Source organism: Kitasatospora aureofaciens, assembly GCF_001188955.3.
Lineage (GTDB): Bacteria > Actinomycetota > Actinomycetes > Streptomycetales > Streptomycetaceae > Kitasatospora > Kitasatospora aureofaciens.
Genome location: NZ_JPRF03000054.1, coordinates 258,649 through 274,740, shown reverse-complemented (window position 1 = coordinate 274,740; position 16,092 = coordinate 258,649). Strand labels below are relative to the sequence as shown.

17 protein-coding genes are annotated in these 16,092 nt (G+C 73.3%); 7 read left to right on the top strand and 10 right to left on the bottom strand.

Annotated features, from left to right (window positions below; genetic code table 11):
- Window positions 1-16 precede the first annotated feature (16 nt).
- A complete protein-coding gene (locus HS99_RS48225; RefSeq protein ID WP_305953130.1) occupies window positions 17-1,195 on the bottom strand; it encodes a hypothetical protein in 1,179 nt (392 codons plus the stop codon).
- Between the two features lie 614 nt (window positions 1,196-1,809).
- On the opposite strand from HS99_RS48225, the gene HS99_RS31265 reads away from it, so the two are divergent.
- On the top strand, window positions 1,810-3,108 hold the full coding sequence (locus HS99_RS31265; protein WP_030551874.1) for a YhgE/Pip domain-containing protein: 1,299 nt from the start codon (window positions 1,810-1,812) through the stop codon (window positions 3,106-3,108).
- 83 nt (window positions 3,109-3,191) lie between these two features.
- On the opposite strand, the gene fdhD is transcribed toward HS99_RS31265, so the two are convergent.
- From fdhD to HS99_RS41805, 3 genes are all read right to left on the bottom strand, one after another.
- Window positions 3,192-4,046 (bottom strand): formate dehydrogenase accessory sulfurtransferase FdhD, encoded by an 855-nt coding sequence (gene fdhD, locus HS99_RS31260; RefSeq protein WP_030289964.1) that lies wholly within the window; start codon window positions 4,044-4,046, stop codon window positions 3,192-3,194.
- Between the two features lie 258 nt (window positions 4,047-4,304).
- Entirely contained in the window at window positions 4,305-4,772 is a 468-nt protein-coding gene (locus tag HS99_RS31255) for a GreA/GreB family elongation factor (RefSeq protein WP_030289963.1), read from the bottom strand.
- A gap of 431 nt (window positions 4,773-5,203) precedes the next feature.
- Window positions 5,204-5,398, bottom strand: a complete 195-nt coding sequence (locus HS99_RS41805; RefSeq protein WP_030597462.1) for a DUF397 domain-containing protein — start codon at window positions 5,396-5,398, stop codon at window positions 5,204-5,206.
- 32 nt (window positions 5,399-5,430) lie between these two features.
- Between HS99_RS41805 and HS99_RS31245 the strand changes: the two genes are divergently transcribed.
- The 3 genes from HS99_RS31245 to HS99_RS45400 are packed head-to-tail and all read left to right on the top strand — an operon-like array spanning window position 5,431 to window position 6,121.
- Window positions 5,431-5,712 (top strand): ATP-binding protein, encoded by a 282-nt coding sequence (locus HS99_RS31245; RefSeq protein ID WP_050366482.1) that lies wholly within the window; start codon window positions 5,431-5,433, stop codon window positions 5,710-5,712.
- A complete protein-coding gene (locus HS99_RS31240) occupies window positions 5,709-5,948 on the top strand; it encodes a hypothetical protein (protein WP_030551868.1) in 240 nt (79 codons plus the stop codon). The genes HS99_RS31245 and HS99_RS31240 overlap by 4 nt, the downstream gene beginning before the upstream one ends.
- Complete coding sequence (locus HS99_RS45400; RefSeq protein WP_157846540.1) at window positions 5,945-6,121, top strand: hypothetical protein; 177 nt, start codon at window positions 5,945-5,947, stop codon at window positions 6,119-6,121. Before HS99_RS31240 ends, HS99_RS45400 begins: the two co-directional genes overlap by 4 nt.
- 29 nt (window positions 6,122-6,150) lie before the next feature.
- Here the strand turns inward: HS99_RS45400 and HS99_RS31235 are convergent, their stop codons facing one another.
- The gene (locus tag HS99_RS31235; RefSeq protein WP_030551866.1) at window positions 6,151-6,546 is read right to left on the bottom strand and encodes a hypothetical protein; all 396 of its coding nucleotides are present in this window, start codon (window positions 6,544-6,546) and stop codon (window positions 6,151-6,153) included.
- Window positions 6,547-6,994: 448 nt separating this feature from the next.
- On the opposite strand from HS99_RS31235, the gene HS99_RS31230 reads away from it, so the two are divergent.
- Window positions 6,995-8,437, top strand: a complete 1,443-nt coding sequence (locus HS99_RS31230; protein WP_030289960.1) for a glyceraldehyde-3-phosphate dehydrogenase — start codon at window positions 6,995-6,997, stop codon at window positions 8,435-8,437.
- A 420-nt stretch (window positions 8,438-8,857) separates the two neighbouring features.
- Window positions 8,858-9,400, top strand: coding sequence for a hypothetical protein (locus HS99_RS31225; RefSeq protein ID WP_141763852.1), 543 nt, complete (start codon window positions 8,858-8,860; stop codon window positions 9,398-9,400).
- A gap of 9 nt (window positions 9,401-9,409) precedes the next feature.
- Here the strand turns inward: HS99_RS31225 and HS99_RS44285 are convergent, their stop codons facing one another.
- From HS99_RS44285 to HS99_RS31200, 5 genes are all read right to left on the bottom strand, one after another.
- Complete coding sequence (locus tag HS99_RS44285) at window positions 9,410-9,736, bottom strand: hypothetical protein (RefSeq protein ID WP_030280034.1); 327 nt, start codon at window positions 9,734-9,736, stop codon at window positions 9,410-9,412.
- A 321-nt stretch (window positions 9,737-10,057) separates the two neighbouring features.
- Window positions 10,058-11,371, bottom strand: coding sequence for a carbohydrate-binding protein (locus HS99_RS31215; RefSeq protein WP_078958638.1), 1,314 nt, complete (start codon window positions 11,369-11,371; stop codon window positions 10,058-10,060).
- A 193-nt stretch (window positions 11,372-11,564) separates the two neighbouring features.
- Window positions 11,565-12,611, bottom strand: coding sequence for an Lrp/AsnC family transcriptional regulator (locus tag HS99_RS31210; protein ID WP_030551859.1), 1,047 nt, complete (start codon window positions 12,609-12,611; stop codon window positions 11,565-11,567).
- Window positions 12,601-14,007 carry an MFS transporter gene (locus tag HS99_RS31205; RefSeq protein ID WP_046387245.1) on the bottom strand — a complete coding sequence of 469 codons (1,407 nt, stop codon included), beginning with the start codon at window positions 14,005-14,007 and terminating at the stop codon, window positions 12,601-12,603. The genes HS99_RS31210 and HS99_RS31205 overlap by 11 nt, the downstream gene beginning before the upstream one ends.
- A gap of 132 nt (window positions 14,008-14,139) precedes the next feature.
- Window positions 14,140-15,018 carry a LysR family transcriptional regulator gene (locus HS99_RS31200; protein WP_030280038.1) on the bottom strand — a complete coding sequence of 293 codons (879 nt, stop codon included), beginning with the start codon at window positions 15,016-15,018 and terminating at the stop codon, window positions 14,140-14,142.
- Window positions 15,019-15,099: 81 nt separating this feature from the next.
- On the opposite strand from HS99_RS31200, the gene HS99_RS31195 reads away from it, so the two are divergent.
- Entirely contained in the window at window positions 15,100-16,035 is a 936-nt protein-coding gene (locus tag HS99_RS31195; protein ID WP_030551855.1) for a DMT family transporter, read from the top strand.
- The last annotated feature ends 57 nt before the right edge of the window (window positions 16,036-16,092 follow it).

Below are 16,092 nucleotides of genomic sequence, written 5' to 3'. Positions count from 1 at the left end.
GGCTCCGGGATGCCGATCAGCCGGTAGAACAGCTCCCGCAGCGCCCGGCGGACTCGCCGGGGCAGGACGTGGTGAGGGCCGCCGGTCCGGGCGGGACGCGGCCGTCCGTGAGGACGGCGTCGAGCTGGGGGCGCAGCGGGGCGTACGGGTCCAGCCGGGGTGCCTCGCGGACGAACTCGGCGATCTGTGAGGCCTGTTCGATGACCGTGACGCCGGGCGCGGCGACCAGCACCGGGGTGCCGATCGCGGCGGCGTAGTAGCTGACCGAGCCGAAGTCGCCGACGACGGCGTCGGCGGCGATCAGCGCCTGCCGCCAGTCCGTCACCGGATCGACCAGGGTCAGGCCGGCCCGGGCGGCGCCGTCCAGCCACAACCTGATCTGCCCGGGGCCGTGGCCGTGCCAGACGTTGGGGTGCAGGACGGCGGCGATCCGGTACTCGTCCACGGGCAGCTCGGGCAGGTGTGACAGGAGGAGCGGCAGTACGTCCGACGGCGCGCCTTTCGACGCGTCCCGCACGCGCGCGTCATCGTCGCCGTCGTCGCCGCCGTCGCCGAACAGGGAGGTGGGGTTCCAGGTCGAGTTCAGCAGGACGAGGCGCTGGCCCGGGCGGACGCCCAACGCCCGGCGGAACGCCCTCCGGCGGGGGCGGGCGGCCAGGATCCGGTCGAAGCACGGGTCACCGCAGAGCACCGCCGTATCGGCCGCCTCCGGGCAGGACTCGCGCAGCCGGTCGAGCTGGGTGGGGTGGGAGAGCACCATGGCGTCGGCGACGGGTGCGCCGTCCTCGGCGAGCACCCACTCGGGCGACAGCCCGAAGACGGGGTCGGCGCCGGTGTCGGCACCGAGGGCAGAGGGCGCCCGGTGTCCGGTGTCCGGTGTCCGGTGTCCGGTGTCCGGTGTCCGGTGTCCGGTGTCCGGTGTGGCGAGCCTCTTATTGTAGCCAACGCCGTGCGAGAGCACTGCCAAACTCCCCTTGACCATGTGGAGTTGACCACCGAAGCTGGCCGAGACGGCCAGGTCCGCCCCGACGTCCAGCGCCTGCTCCCAGGGCAGCACGGGAACGCCGAGCGCCGCCAGCAGTTCGGACGTTCCGGAGCGGAAGGGCGACGTCCCCGGGCAGGTGGCCAGCAGTTGCACGCGCAGGTCGTCCCGGAACAGGCCGACCACGTCGAGCAGCCGGGTTGCCGAGGTCACGTTGTGCACGATCAGCAGCACCCGCCGGCACCCGCTCCGCGTCGCCCACCGGTCGGCGTCGGCGCCGACCGGCACCCTGATCCACCCGTCCCGCAAGCCGCCGCCCTCCCAGGTCGTCGCCCGTCGTTCCCCGCCCCGCCCGGGGAAGCTTAGCGATCAAGCGATCGCGGGCGTGCGCCGTACCGCCCGGAGGCCTCCTCGTCGCCGCCGTCGCGCAGGAGTTGAGAGTGGTGCCGGTGGTCATGGCGTTCCTCCCGTGGGCCCCGGGCGCGCGGGGCGGTTGGGGGTGTACGGCAGCAGCCCCTCCCTGCGTACGAGCACGGCGCATCGGCGCGCGGTGGTGCGCGCCCGTGCGGGCACGGCGGAGCCGCGTGCGTCGATGATGCGTGCGCCGTGCGGCGCTGACGCATCGTCAGTTGTGCGAGTGGGGAGAGTGGCATGGACCGGCCGGAGCGCGATACTTGCGCACTTGGTAGAATATTTACCTTTGGTGGGGGTGTGGAGGTGCCACCGCCCGGGTGACGCGGGTTTGACCGCCACGCGCCCACGGAACGACTTCCCGCCGTACCCGCAGCGGCACGGCACCCGCCCGTTGCCCGAAACCGAGGGGTGGCATGGCGACCACGGGTTCCCCGGGGGCTCCCCGGCAGGCGAGGGCGCTGGCACTCGCCCGGCGACCGAAACTGTGGCTCTTCCCGAGCGTCCTTTGCGCCCTGGTGGCCGTGCTGCTCTCGCTGCTCTACATGGGCGGCATCGTCAACCCGAACGGGAACCTGCACCGGCTGCCGATCGCCCTGGTGAACGCCGACCGGGGCGCCCCGCCGCCCGGCCGGGCGGTGAACTCCGGCACCGAGCTGACCCGGGCGGTGGTGGCCGGCACACCCGGCGAGACCGTCGACTGGAAGCAGACCGACGAGGCCGGCGCCCACGACCTGATCTCCTCCGGCAAGGTCTACGCCGCACTGCTCGTCCCCGCGGACTTCACCGCCGCCGTCACCGGGCTGGCCACCGGCGGGGCCACCGCGCGGCCCACCCTCACCGTCCTCACCAACCCGGCCCTGGGCAGCCTGGGTGCCTCGATGGCCTCGCAGATCGCCCAGGGCGCCGCCCACCAGGCCTCGCTCGCCACCGGCAGGCAGCTGCTCGCCGCCGTACCCGCCACCAAGTCCTCCGGACCGGACGGCGGCGCCACCGCCCGACTGCTGCTCGCCGACCCGTTCGCCGTCACCACCAAGGCCGGCCCGATCGGCAGCCACAGCGGGCTCGGCCTGAGCGCCTTCTACTACACCCTGCTGTCCGTCCTGAGCGGCTTCATCGGCGGCAACATCATCCACAACGGCGTCGACGGCGCGCTCGGCTACAGCGACAGCGAGATCGGCCCCTGGCACACCCGCCGCCCGACCGTACCGATCAGCCGCACCCAGACCCTGCTGCTCAAGATGGTGATGACCGCCGGGATCATGCTGCTCACCACCTCGCTGGTGCTGCTCTGCACCGTAGGCATCCTCGGCATGGACGCCCCGCACATGGCGATGCTCTGGCTCTTCGCCTACTGCGCCAGCCTGGCCGTCGGCCTCGGGGTGCAGGCGATCAACGCCGCGTTCGGCGGGATCGGGCAGCTGGTATCCATGTTCGTCTTCATCGCCCTGGCCCTGCCGTCCTCCGGGGCGACCGTCCCGCTGCAGGCGGTGCCCGCCTTCTACCGCTTCCTCGGCGCCTTCGAGCCGATGCGACAGCTGAGCGACGGCATCCGGGCGATCCTCTTCTTCGACGCGCGCTCCGACGCCGGACTGGCCCGCGGCTGGATCATGATCGCCGTCGGTGTGGTGCTGGCCCTGGCCTTCGGCTTCGGGATGACCCGCTACTACGACCGCAAGGGCCTGCACCGCTGGACGCCCCAGCCCTCCGACTGACCCGGGCCGGCCCGCTACGGCTACGGCCGGCCCGACCGGCTACGGCCACGGCCGGGCCGGCCCGCTACGGGCGGCCCGACCGGCTACTCGCCGTCCCGGGAGGCGTCTTCCGGGCCGGTGTCGATCCGGTCCGTGCGGGTGTAGACGTTCATCGAGTCGCCGCGCAGGAAGCCGACCAGCGTCAGCCCGCTCTCCTCGGCGAGGTCCGCCGCCAGCGAGGAGGGCGCGGAGACGGCGGCGAGCATCGGGATGCCGGCCATCACGGCCTTCTGGACCAGCTCGAAGGAGGCCCGGCCGCTGACCATCAGCACCGTGCCGCGCGCCGGGAGCAGGCCCTCGCGCAGCGCGTGGCCGACCACCTTGTCCACCGCGTTGTGCCGGCCCACGTCCTCGCGCAGGCAGAGCAGCCGGCCCCCGGCGTCGAACAGTCCGGCCGCGTGCAGGCCGCCGGTGCTGTCGAAGACCTTCTGGGCGGCGCGCAGCCGGTCGGGCAGTGCGGAGAGCAGCTCGGGGGTGACCCGCAGCCCGTCCTCGGCGACGCTCCACGGCGCGGTGGTGCGCACCGCGTCCAGGCTGGCCTTGCCGCACAGGCCGCAGGAGGAGGTGGTGTAGAAGTTGCGCTCCAGCGAGGCGTCCGGGGCGGGCACACCGGCGGCGAGCACCACGTCCACCACGTTGTAGGTGTTGCCGCCGTCGGCGGTGGCGCCGGCGCAGTAGCGGATCCCGGCCAGGTGGTCGGCGGCGTGCAGCACGCCCTCGCTCACCAGGAAGCCGGCCGCGAGGTCGAAGTCGCTGCCGGGGGTGCGCATGGTCACCGTCAGCGGGCGGCCGCCGACCCGGATCTCCATCGGCTCCTCGGCGGCGAGGGTGTCGGGGCGGTGCGAGGGGGTGCCCTGGCGCAGTCGCAGTATCCTGCGCGGAACGGTCACTCGGCCCATCGTCGTCGGCTCCTCGGGGTTCGATCCGGTCGGTACGGATGAATCCTCCCTCCTGCCGGCGGTGCGCGGTTCGGGCAGGTGGCGGCGGCTGGGGGCGGCGGCTGGGGGCGGCGGCGACCGCCAGGCTGAGGACGCCCACCGCGGCCACGCCGTGGTTCATCGCCCCGGGGCGTCGAAGAGGTGGTTCCCGTGAAGCCGACGAGCCGCGCCCGTCGGAGGCCGGGCGAGCACCCCCCGACCGGGAATTCCGCCCTTGGCCTACCGGCCGTTCCCCACCGCCAGCACGACCGCGCTCGCCGCGCCGCCCGGCGTCTCGTAGTTCACCGTCTCCCCGGCCCGGCGGCCCAACAGCGCCTTCCCCAACGGGCTGTCGTAGGTCACCAGGGTCATTTCCCGCTCCTCCGCCAGCTCCGAGATCTCGACGGTCTCCTCCTCGCCGTCCGAGAACCGCACGGTGACGGTCGAACCCACCCCGATCACCTCGGTCGACGGTGCCCCGGCCACCTCGGCCTCCCGCAGCCGCCCCTCCAGCTCGGCGATCCGCCGGTCCAGCCGCGTCACGTCGGAGGCCCGCTGAAGTTCGTCGGCGGCATCCGCGGAATCACCCGCCGGACCATCCCCCCGAAGCGTCGCGGCCACCTCCCCCCGCTCCACCCGCAGCTGTGCCAACTCCTCGCGCACCGCGCGCAGCCCCTCGGCACTGATCGGTTCCGGCCCACCGCTCATCACAAGCTCCCGGGTCTCTCACGGGACGTTGAAACACCGGCCGTCTCTCATTACCCCACCCCGCCGCGCCCCCGGCAAATCCTCCGCGAAGTCGCCCCGGTTTCGGTGAACCGGTTCGCGCAGATACGGCCGTCCGGCACGATGGCGGCCATGACCGGCGGCGACGATCCGAGTTCGAGCCCGCGGGACGGCGTCCCGGACCGAGCCGGCGAGAGGTACCGGCCTTTCGCGCATCTCACCACGGAGAGTTGTGAGCTCTGCCGACGGGTGATGGGGGTGTTCGTCCGGGCCGAGCAGGAGTTCACCGTTCATCTGCGCCCCGAGGACGTCCACCTGGGTCTTGCGCCGGAGGGCCGGCCGCCGCTGGAAGCGGTCGCCGTCGCACCGGAACGGCTGGTCATCCATTCCACGGAGCGAGGGACCACCGGCGGTCAGTTGACGTGGTGGTCGAACTCGCCTGCCTTGGCGGCTCGGAGGAACTCGGCGAACCTGGCCGGGGCGGTGCGGACTATGACTTCGCCGTCGTCGGACTCGCGTAGCTCGACCACCCCGTCGGCGGTACGCACCTCGACGCAGTTGTCATTCGCGGCGGAGTAGCTGGACTTTTGCCAGGCGGAACTAACCATGCTTGCTTTCCAGTTCGTCTTTGAGGGACCGAATGAGGGCGTGTGACTCTCCTTCGGAGAGGGCACTTGAGCTGATCGCCAACGCCTGGGGGCACGGCCGGACCCCCGCCCCTGTCGTCTACTTCTCCCTCACCCGCACCCTCCGCGTCTGCGTCGCGGACGAGAGCGACGCCCTTCCCGCGCCGCGCACCCCCAGCCGCCTCGCCGAGTCCGGGCGCGGCCTCCAGCTCGTCGAGGGGCTCACCCACCGCTGGGGCGTCGACCCCCAGAAGCGTGGCAAGACGGTCTGGTACGAGCTGGACTTCCCCGCGTGAGCCGCCACCGCATCCCCGTCGCGCCGACCGACCCCGGGATGCACGACTACACCGCGCCGCAGACCACCACCCTCCTCGGCGAGTTGCACCGGCGCGGGCTCCCGTACGGTCTCCTCCGGGGTTCCGCCGCCCCCGGCGAGACGACCCTCGACGGCCGGACCCTGGTCGACTTCGGCCACGCGCCCGTGAGCACGCTGCTCAACCTCCGCGACCTCGAAGGAGATGAGCACGGGTGAGAGCCGGCACCGCCGCCTTCCTGATCGGCGCCGCCTTCGCTGTTCTCCTCTCGCTCGCGTTCGCCACCGTCGCCCTCGGCGTCATCACCGCCCTCCGGATGCTCACGCCCGACGACGAGCGCACCGACCTCGAAAGCCAGAACCAGCCCCCGTCCCGGCGCATACCCGTCTGACAACGCCGCGCGCCGCCGAGCCGAATTCTTCAACTCGGCTCGGCAGCACAGCAATCCGGCTCAGGTGCGCTGCGCGAGCTCCAGCAACGCGCAGACCTCCTCCGGGTGGTCGGCGAACACCTGGAGCGGGAGGGACGGGCGGAGGTCCAGTTGGCCTCCGCCAGCTCGATGCCGTCGATCTCGTCGAACCGTCGCAGCAGCTCCCGCCCAATCTCGGCGTCATCGAACGGGCTGCGGTCCTTCAGACACTGGAAGACCACCTCGGTCGCCCCCGTAACGGGGTAGAGCGCGAGCGGCCACAGCAGGTGCGGCTGGGAGGGAGTACCGGTGTCGAGCATCGGGAAGCGACTGGTCTCGTCGGCGCGGCCACCCTGCTGCTCCCAGACCCCGACGTCGCGGTAAGAGGTCCAGGTGCCGCTGGGCACCGCGACGGGCGCCCCGCGCAGGCCGCAGGAACCCGTGGCCGCCGCACTTGTGTCGGAGCGGTTCCGACGTGCCCTCGACGTGCCGACGGCGGCGCGGCCGACCCCGGCGATGCGAGACCTCCGCGAGGGTCACCCGGACGACCGGTTCGGCGGCTGCGGCGGAGTCTCCGGAAGGTGTTGGGTCGGCCCGACTACTCGGTCCGACGTCCCGTGCCGGCGTGCCGGGATGCACCGTGACAACTTGACTTGGTCCACAAGAACAGGCGGCGTGTTCTACCCGGGTAGACCTGTGTCCGTCGGGTGGCGGTGATCACCTTTGCGGACGGGGGTGCGGAGGAAAGCGCAGGTGGGAGGCTCGGGCGGGGCGGGGAAGGAGGGGACCGCCCGTTGGGCCGGAGGCGGGCGAAGCTACCATGTGGGCAACACCCTCAGCTCGAAAGATGGACTTGTGACTGTCAACGACGACGTGTTCACGGACTGGAAGAACCGCGAGGAGATCGCGGAGTCGATGATCCCGATCATCGGGCGGCTGCACCGGGAGAAGGACGTGACCGTCCTGCTCCACAGCCGTTCCCTGGTGAACAAGTCGGTGGTCAGCATCCTCAAGACGCACCGCTTCGCCCGGCAGATCGCGGGCGAGGAGCTCTCGGTCACCGAGACGATGCCGTTCCTGCAGGCGCTGACCACCCTGGACCTCGGCCCCTCGCAGATCGACCTCGGGATGCTCGCCTCGACCTACCGGGCGGACGACCACGGCCTGTCGGTGGAGGAGTTCACCGCCCGCGCCGTCGCCGGTGCCACCGGTGAGAACAAGCTGGAGCGCCGGTCCGCGCAGGACGTCGTGCTGTACGGGTTCGGCCGCATCGGCCGGCTGGTCGCCCGTCTGCTGATCGAGAAGGCCTCCGGCAACGGCCTGCGGCTGAAGGCCATCGTCGTGCGCAACGGCGGCGGCGACGACCTGGTCAAGCGCGCGTCGCTGCTGCGCCGGGACTCGATCCACGGCCAGTTCCAGGGCACCATCACCGTCGACGAGGCGAACAACAAGATCGTCGTCAACGGCAACGAGATCACGGTGATCTACTCCAACGACCCGAGCGAGGTCGACTACACGGAGTACGGGATCAAGGACGCGATCCTGATCGACAACACCGGCAAGTGGCGTGACCGCGAGGGCCTGTCCAAGCACCTGCGCCCCGGCATCGCCAAGGTCGTGCTGACCGCCCCGGGCAAGGGCGACGTGCCGAACATCGTGCACGGTGTCAACCACGACATGATCAAGCCGGACGAGCAGATCATCTCCTGCGCCTCCTGCACCACCAACGCCATCGTCCCGCCGCTGAAGGCGATGGAGGACGAGTACGGCGTCGTGCGCGGCCACGTGGAGACCGTCCACTCGTTCACCAACGACCAGAACCTGCTGGACAACTACCACAAGGCCGACCGCCGCGGCCGCTCCGCGCCGCTGAACATGGTGATCACCGAGACCGGTGCCGCCTCGGCCGTCGCCAAGGCCCTGCCGGACCTCAAGGCGAAGATCACCGGCAGCTCGATCCGCGTGCCGGTGCCGGACGTGTCCATCGCGATCCTCAACCTGCAGCTGAAGCGGGAGGCCGACCGCGAGGAGGTCCTCGACTACCTGCGGAACATCTCGCTGACCTCGCCGCTGAAGCGCCAGATCGACTTCATCGACTCGCCCGACGCGGTCTCCAGCGACTTCATCGGCTCGCGCCACGCCTCGATCGTGGACGCCGGGGCGACCAAGGTCGACGGCGACAACGCGATCCTCTACCTGTGGTACGACAACGAGTTCGGCTACTCGTGCCAGGTCGTGCGGGTCGTGCAGTACATCTCGGGTGTCGAGTACCCGACGTTCCCGGTTCCGGCGGTCTGACCGTTCGGTCGGGATGTCCGGTGGGGCGGTGGCCGTGGAGGCCGCCGCCCCTTCGGCGTTCCCGGGGCGGGCGGTTCGTGTGCGGGGGACCCGACGCGGGTGAGGGGTGGGGTGGTCGCTATCTTGAGGGGTCACGGACAGCCGTAAAGGGAGCGGGCAATGGGGATGGGTGGACGGCGGATGGTCGCCGTGGTGGCGGGCGGGGTGCTGGCGGGGGTGCTGGTGGGGTGTTCGTCCGGGGGGTCGGGGGACGGCAAGGGGGCTGTGGGGGCCGGGAGTTCGGCTGGTTCGGGGAGTCCGGCGGCCTCGGCGGTGACGAGTGCTGCTGCTGCGGTGCCGACGGGCGCCGGGGGCTCGGCGTCCGCTGTGGCCTCCGCGTCGCCGGGTGGGGCATCGGGCGCCGGCGGGAGCGCGACGCCGGTGCCGGCGGTCGCGGCGCCGAGCGCGGATCTGGAGGGGACGCTGCTGGACGACAAGGTGGTCGGGCAGGTGTTGCCGGACGCCAAGGTGATGGCTGGATGGGACGAGGAGAAGCGCAAGGTCGACACCGCCGACCACTCCGTGACCTGTTCGGCGTCGGCGCCGTGTACGGGCAAGCCGTTGAGCGGGTCGGTGCGGTTCTCCTCGGGGGATCTGGTGACCCGGTTCCTGGTGGAGACGTTGCCCAGCCGGGACGCGGCCAGGAACCGGTTGAAGGAGACGTACGCGTCGTATCCCGTCGGGCCGTTCCACAAGGTGGACGCTCCGGCGCTGGGCAGCGAGAGCCAGGTGTTCGTCGGGCCGCTGTCGGCGGGGGACGGGGTGAGCACCGTGGTGCGTTCGGGCACCGTGGTGGCGAGCGTGACGACGGAGGGCGGGCCGGTGGACCTGCCGGCCGCGCGGCGGTTCGCCGTGATGCTGGTCAAGCGGATCGAGCAGGCGCAGGCGGGGAAGACGCCGGACGCCGGGCTCGGTGCGGCCTGAGGGTTCAGGTCACGGGCAGGCCGGGAGTTCGTGCAGGCCGAGGGCCAGCAGGGTGTCCAGGGCGCAGTGCGGTACGTCCCAGTGGGGCAGGGGGCCGGTCGGGCCGGTGAGGGTGGCGCAGGCGGCGGCGAGGGCGGCCTCGGCGGCGAGCAGGTTGTCGGCGAGGACGAAGGCGACCCCGTCGACCGTGCCGGGGCCGGTCAGGATCCGGGCGTGCTCGATCCGGGCCGGGGCGGGCAGGCCGCGGGCCAGGCCGTCGTGGACGGCCCCGGGGGTCGAGGTCGGGGGGCCGTCGGGGCGGTCCGGGGCGCGCAGGTGGAAGCGAATGGCGTGCACGGTAACCACACTGACTGATCGTCGGCGCCGACGGTGGCGTGCGCGGTGTCAGAAAGCTGTCAGGCAGCAAGATGCCACCGGTGACCGGGCGGCGGCGCTTTCGGGTTCGGACTGGACTGTCGGAGAGCCCGGGCGGCCGAGCCGGGGCTCGATCCGACCTTCGGGGACGAGTCCGTCCGCCAGGCGCTGGGGCAGGCCGCCGCCGGGGACCGGACGGCGCTGCGCCCGGCGCTGGCCGAGCTGCGGACGCGGATGACCGCCAACTGACCGGGAAAGGGCGGGCGTTGTGAGCGCCCGCCCCTCGTTCGTCCGGTGCCGCGGTCAGCAGGGGCCGTCGTCGGCCCAGACGCCCCACTGGCCGCTGGCGCTCGGCACCTCGTTCAGCGTCCACCACTTGGCGTGGTAGTTGTGCCCGTTGTACGAGACCTTCGCGCCCGCGGTGTACGTGGTGCTCGCGCTCCACGCCGGGGCGGTGCAGACGCCCGGGTTGCCGGTCGGGGTGCCGCTCGGCGTGCCCGGGCCGGTCGGCGGGGTGGACGGCGGCGTGGTCGGCGGGGTGGTGGGCGGCGTCGCCCCGGCGAACTTCACCGTGTACTTGGTGAAGTCCCAGTCGTTCTGCGCCACGCTGGAGCAGGAGCCGGACAGCCCCGGGTCGACGTTGCCCGCGCACTGGCGGTCCCGGTTCACCGACCAGTAGGTGTAGCGGGCCAGGCCGTGCGCGGTGGCGAAGTCCAGGACGGCCTGGAAGTCGGCCTGGCGGAAGTACTCGGCGGCGTCGGTGCGGCCGTTCATCATCGAGACGCCCTCGTGGGCGTACGCGGTGGCCTCGTTCCAGCCGAAGGTGGTCTGCAGGATCTGGTTGAACTTCACCAGCGCGTCGGTCTGTGCGGCGGCGCCGTTGAAGCCGCCGTCGAACGGCATGATCGAGAAGTTGTTCGGCGTGAAGCCCTGCGACTTGGCCTCGTTGAGCATCTGGGTGCCGAACCAGCCGGTGCCGGCGGTCGTCCCGGCGGTGGTGATCGAGACGTACAGGCCGGGGTTGTTCTGCTGGAGGATGCGGGCGGCGCCGATCTCGTTGTGGATCGCGGCGGTGTTCTCGTACTCCGGCTCCTCCAGGTCGAAGTCGATCGCCTTGAGGTTGTACTTGGTGATCACCCGCTGGTAGCCCGCGGCGGTCGCCTCGGGCGTGCCGCAGACCTGGCCCAGCTTGGTGCCGCCGTACCCGCCGACCGACACCGAGACGTCCCCGCCCTTGCCGCGGACGGTCTGGATGACGGCGGGCATGGTGGTGTCGGAGTCGATCGAGGAGGTGCCGCCCCAGGCGGGCGAACAGCTGTTGCCCTGGGCGAGGATGAAGGCCAGTTGGAAGGCCCGCTGCCCGGCCGCGTCCATCACGGCGGCGGCGTCCGGCGGGCTGTTGTCCTCGGGCATCAGGTACGGCGCCGAGGCGTACCAGTTGCTGCCCAGGCCGGTGCCCGCGTCGGTGGTGGCGGCCGAGGCGGCGCCGGTGGCGGTCAGCGCGGCGACCCCGCCGGCGACCAGGCCGAGCACGCCGGCCACGGCGAGCGCGGCCCGGCCGGTGCGGCGTCTGCGGGGAGTGGCGGGGGCGGGGTGTGGGGGAAGAACGCGTTCCATCGGAAGCCTTTCCAGGAAGCGGCGACGGGGGAGGGCGGGCCTGGTCGCGCCGGGTGTGGGGGCGGCGCGGATCAGGCCGAACGGACCCTCGGCGGTGGGTGGTTGCCGAAAGGTCATCACTGGTATAGACCTGTTGGGGAGCGGTGGTCAACCCCCAAGCGGTCAAGCCGCCCGGAGGGCGCCCCGCCCTCGGTCATCCGCCGGAGGAGCGGTCCGCGCGCCCCGCCGTCGGGACCGGCCCCGCCGCCTTGAGCGTCCGCAGGACCGGCGCCGACTCCAGGGCGGTGATCCCCGCGACCTCCCCCAGCCGCCGGGTCAGATAGCGGTGCAGGTCGGCCGGATCGGTGCACAGGGCGAGGGCCGCGAGATTGCTGGGGCCGGTCGTGGCGGCGACGAAGGCGAGCTCGCGGTGGGTGGCCAGGGCGCGGCCGACCCGGTCGACGTGGGCGGGGGTGATGCTCAGCCACAGCAGCGCCTGCATGCCGGCCCCCAGCAGCCGGGGGTCCAGCTCCACGTCCAGGAAGACCGTTCCGTCGGCGCGCAGTTCACCGAGCCGGCGGGCGGCGGTGGCCGGGGTGCGCCCGGTGGCGGCGGCGAGTTCGCCGAGCGGCGTGCGGCCGTCGACGTGCAGGGCACCGAGCAGGGCCAGGTCGGAGGCGTCCAGGCCGGGCGGCCGACCGCCCGGCGCACCCGGACTTCCCGGCGCATTCGGGCCGCCCAGCGTGCTCGGGCTGTTCGGCGCGCCGAGGTCGCCCGGCCGGAGCGCGGCCTGCTGCTGCTCGGTGAGCGCCTCGGTGCTCACCGGCCAGGCGGTCGGGCCGCCCCGGTAGGTGTGCAGCAGGCAGTGGGCGGAGACGGCGGTGACGGCCGCGGTGCGTGGGATGTCGCGCAGCAGCAGGGTGTGGCCGTCCGGGCCGGGGTCGGTCTCCACGATCGCGGTGATCTCGGTGCCGCCGGAGGTGAGTTTGACCCAGGCGGTGTCGCCGCGCCGGACCAGTGCCTGGGCGAGCCCTTGCGCGGTGTGCGGCCCGGCCGTCAGCCGCAGGAGCCACTGCACCCGTCCGGCCCGGTGGGGATCGGCCAGCCCGACCACGCGCAGCCCGGCCTCGGACCGCAGCCGCCGGTAGCGGCGGGCGACGGTCTGCGGCGAGACGTCGAGCACGGATGCGATCCGGCTGAACGGCGCGCGCCCGTCGACCCGCAGGGCGTGGACGAGGGCGCGGTCGAGCTCATCGAGCATGCGTGGCTTCCTGGTGGTCGGAGGTGCGGCCGTCCGATTGTGCCGCCCCGGCCGGTCCGGGGGCGGTCATCCACCTGGTCGCAGCCGCGACGGCCGCGAGTGCCGCCACCGCCGCCCAGCAGGCCCGCTGCGCCCCGGCGGCGTCGGGGGAGGCCAGGTAGACCCGCCCGAGCAGGGCCACGCCCACGGTGGCGCCGAGCTGTTGGACGGCGTTGAGCAGACCCGCCGCCGAGCCGGTCTCCTGCGGCCGCAGCGGTCGCAGGGCGGTGCCGAAGAAGGCCGGGGTGAACAGGCCCTGCCCGAGGCCGACCACCGCGAGCGCGTACGGCAGCGACCCCGACCGCTCCCCGGTGCGGTAGGCGGCGGCGGTGGCCAGCAGTCCCACCGCCAGGACGGCGAGCCCGGCGGGCATCACCCGCGCCCCGTACCGCCGGACCAGCTGACCGCCCGCCCACAGCGAGCCGGCCGCGAGCCCCGCCGACATCGGCAGCAGGGTCAGCCCGCAGGACAACGCATCAGCCCCGGAGACGAGTTGGAGTTGGAGCACGACGACCAGGGTGAGTCCGGTGGTGACCGCGAAGGCCAGCGCCAGTGCGAGCAGTGCGGCCGGGAAGCGCGCCGAGCGGAACAGGCTCGGCTCCACCAGGGTGTCCGCGCCGCGCCGGGCGGCGTGCCGCTGGTGGGCGGCGAAGGCGAGCGCGAGAGCAGCCCCGGCGGCCGTCAGCGGCCAGCGAGATCCGTCCAGCAGCGGCAGCACCAGCAGTCCGGCCGCCGTCGCTGCGAGCGCGCCGCCGACCGGGTCGAGACCGGGGCGGCGCGGGGCGCGGTCCTCGGGGAGCAGCGGGGCGAGTGCCAGGACGGCGAGCGAGAGCGGCAGATTGACCAGGAAGACAGCGCGCCAGGAGGAGCCGAGCAGGTCGGCGTGGGTGAGCAGCCCGCCGAGCACCGGCCCGGTCACCGCCGCGAGTCCCATCACCGGTCCGATCGCGCCGAGCGCCCGGGCCGTCTCATCGCCCGGGAACATGGCCTTGATCAGGCCGATGGTCTGCGGCACGATCAGGGCGGCCGCGGCGCCCTGGACGGCGCGGACGGCGATCAGCACGCCCAGGGCGGGGGCGCAGGCGCAGACCAGCGAGGCGAGCAGGAAGGCGGTGACGCCGGTCCGGAAAATCCGGCGCCGTCCGAACCGGTCGCCGAGGCGGCCGCCGGTGAGCAGCAGGACGGCGAACGGCAGGGTGTAGGCGGAGGTCAGCCAGGGCACGGCGGTCACCGGGCCGCCCAGTTGAGCGCGCATCAGCGGTGCGGCGACCTGGACCACGGTCGCGTCCAGCAGGTTCATCGCCTCGGCGGTGAGCAGTGCGCAGAGCGCGAGCCGGCGGCGCGGGTGGATGGGCAAGGGGTGCTCCGTGGTCGGGCGGGCGGTCGGGACGCCGCCACCCTCGGTCCGGACGGCCTCCTCCGCCAGTCGCGTCCGCTCGGAACGGTGAAAAGCTCCATCGGCCCTGCCCGTGGCGTCGAAAAGCGCCGCTCAGACCGGGACGGTCGTCCCCACCCCGGCGAGCAGGCCGGTGACCGCCGGGGACCAGGGCCGGTGGCTCGGCCCGGTGAGGGTCAGGGTCCGGTGGACGGCGGGCCGGATCGGGACCAGCACGCAGTCCGGCGGCAGCATGGTCAGCGCCAGCGCGGGCATCACCGAGACCCCGACGCCCGCGTGCACCATGCCGATCAGCGTGTTGAGGTCGCGGATGCGGTGCCGGGGCGCGAAGCGGGCGCCCGCCCGGCGGTACGCCTCGCGGATGTGGCGTTCGCAGCCGCCCTCGGAGAGCAGGAAGTCGTCGTCCTCCAACTCACCGACGTGGACGGTCTCCTGGCCGGCGAGCGGGTGGTCGCGGCGCAGCAGCGCGTGCATCGAGTCGGCGCCGAGCGCCACCGCCCCCGGCGGCGGCCGGTCGGCGTCGACCAGGACGGCGGCGTCCACCGTGCCGGCTTCCAGCCAGGTGGCCAGCTCGGCGTCCTCGCCCTCGAAGACCCGTACGGTGACCTGCGGGTACGCCGCCTTCCAGTCCCGCAGCAGCCCGGGCAGCAGCGCCTGGCAGACGGTGGTCGGCGCCGCCAGGCGTACGGTGCCGGTCGGGCCGCCGGAGTGCCTGGTGGCGATGGTGCGCACCGCGGCGGCGGAGGCGACGGCGGTACGGGCGTGCGGCAGGACCTGCTCGCCGAGCGGGGTCGGCCGGCAGGGCGTGCCGCGCCGCAGCACGGGCGCGCCGAGCGAGCGCTCCAGCGCGGCGACGGCGTGCGAGACGGCGGACTGGCTGATGCCCAGTTCGTCGGCGGCCGCGCCGAATCCGCCGGTGTCGGCGACCGCGACCAGCGCCCTGAGCTGGGCCAGGTTGACCTCCGATGCCATGAGAGTTCCTCATCCTTCCCGCACTGCCACTTGTTGGACTCATGTTCCGCCGCCGCGCCACGCTCTGTCCAGGACAACGGGTTGGACGGGGAGGTGGTCGGGGTGCGGCGCTGGTTGCCGGGCTTCGTGGCACTGTCGGCGATCTGGGGCGCCAGCTTCGCCCTGATCAAGGTGGCCGTCGACGCGGGCGTGCCGCCCGTGTGGGTGGCGCTGTGGCGCAGTGCGCTGGGCGCCACCACGCTGTGGGCGGTCCTGCTGCTGCGCGGCGAGCGGCTCCCGCGGGACCGGGCGCTGTGGGGGCACTCGGCGGTGGTCGCGGTGCTGCTCAACACCGTGCCGTTCACCCTGTTCCCGTTCGGCGAGACCAGGGTCAGTTCGGTGCTCGCCGGGGTGATGAACGCGACCACACCGCTGTTCACCATGCTGTTCGCGGTGCTGACCGTCCCCGAGGAGCGCCGCCCCGGCGCCCGCCGGCTCTCCGGCCTCGCCCTGGGCTTCGTCGGCGTGCTCACCGTGCTCGGGGTCTGGCACGGCCTCGGCTCCGGCGTGACCGTCGGCGCCCTCGCCTGCCTGTCCGCCGCCTGCTGCTACGGCGCGGGCTTCGCCTACCTGCGCCGCTTCCTGGCCGGCCGCCCGCAGACGGTCACCACCCTCTCCACGCTCCAGACCACCTGCGCCACGGCGGAGTTGGCCCTGTTCGCCCCGGCCGCCGCAGGCCTCCCGCACTGGCCCGGCGTCCCGGCCGCCGCCGCCCTGCTGGTGCTCGGCGCCCTCGGCACGGGCCTGGCCTACCTGCTCAACCTCGGCCTGGTCCGTACGGCCGGCACCGCCGTGGCCTCCGCCGTCACCTACGTCATGCCCCTGTGGTCCACCGTGCTCGGCGCGGCCCTGCTCGCCGAGCCGGTCGGCTGGAACGCCCTGGCCGGCGGCGCCTTGGTCGTCGCCGCCGTGGCCCTCACCCGCCCCCGCGGCACCCCGGCCGCCGCCACCCCGGGGGTGCGCCAGCCGGTCGGCTAGGGAAGGACCGGGGCCGGTCGGCACAGGGCCGGACCACACGGTCTGACGTTCGGTGCC

What these genes read in the sequence shown, in the direction of transcription:
- HS99_RS31265 (WP_030551874.1), top strand. Translation starts at nt 1,810, where the DNA reads ATGGCGACCACGGGTTCCCCGGGGGCTCCCCGGCAGGCGAGGGCGCTG.
- fdhD (WP_030289964.1), bottom strand. Translation starts at nt 4,046, where the DNA reads ATGGGCCGAGTGACCGTTCCGCGCAGGATACTGCGACTGCGCCAGGGC.
- HS99_RS31255 (WP_030289963.1), bottom strand. Translation starts at nt 4,772, where the DNA reads ATGAGCGGTGGGCCGGAACCGATCAGTGCCGAGGGGCTGCGCGCGGTG.
- HS99_RS41805 (WP_030597462.1), bottom strand. Translation starts at nt 5,398, where the DNA reads ATGGTTAGTTCCGCCTGGCAAAAGTCCAGCTACTCCGCCGCGAATGAC.
- HS99_RS31245 (WP_050366482.1), top strand. Translation starts at nt 5,431, where the DNA reads ATGAGGGCGTGTGACTCTCCTTCGGAGAGGGCACTTGAGCTGATCGCC.
- HS99_RS31215 (WP_078958638.1), bottom strand. Translation starts at nt 11,371, where the DNA reads ATGGAACGCGTTCTTCCCCCACACCCCGCCCCCGCCACTCCCCGCAGA.
- HS99_RS31210 (WP_030551859.1), bottom strand. Translation starts at nt 12,611, where the DNA reads ATGCTCGATGAGCTCGACCGCGCCCTCGTCCACGCCCTGCGGGTCGAC.
- HS99_RS31200 (WP_030280038.1), bottom strand. Translation starts at nt 15,018, where the DNA reads ATGGCATCGGAGGTCAACCTGGCCCAGCTCAGGGCGCTGGTCGCGGTC.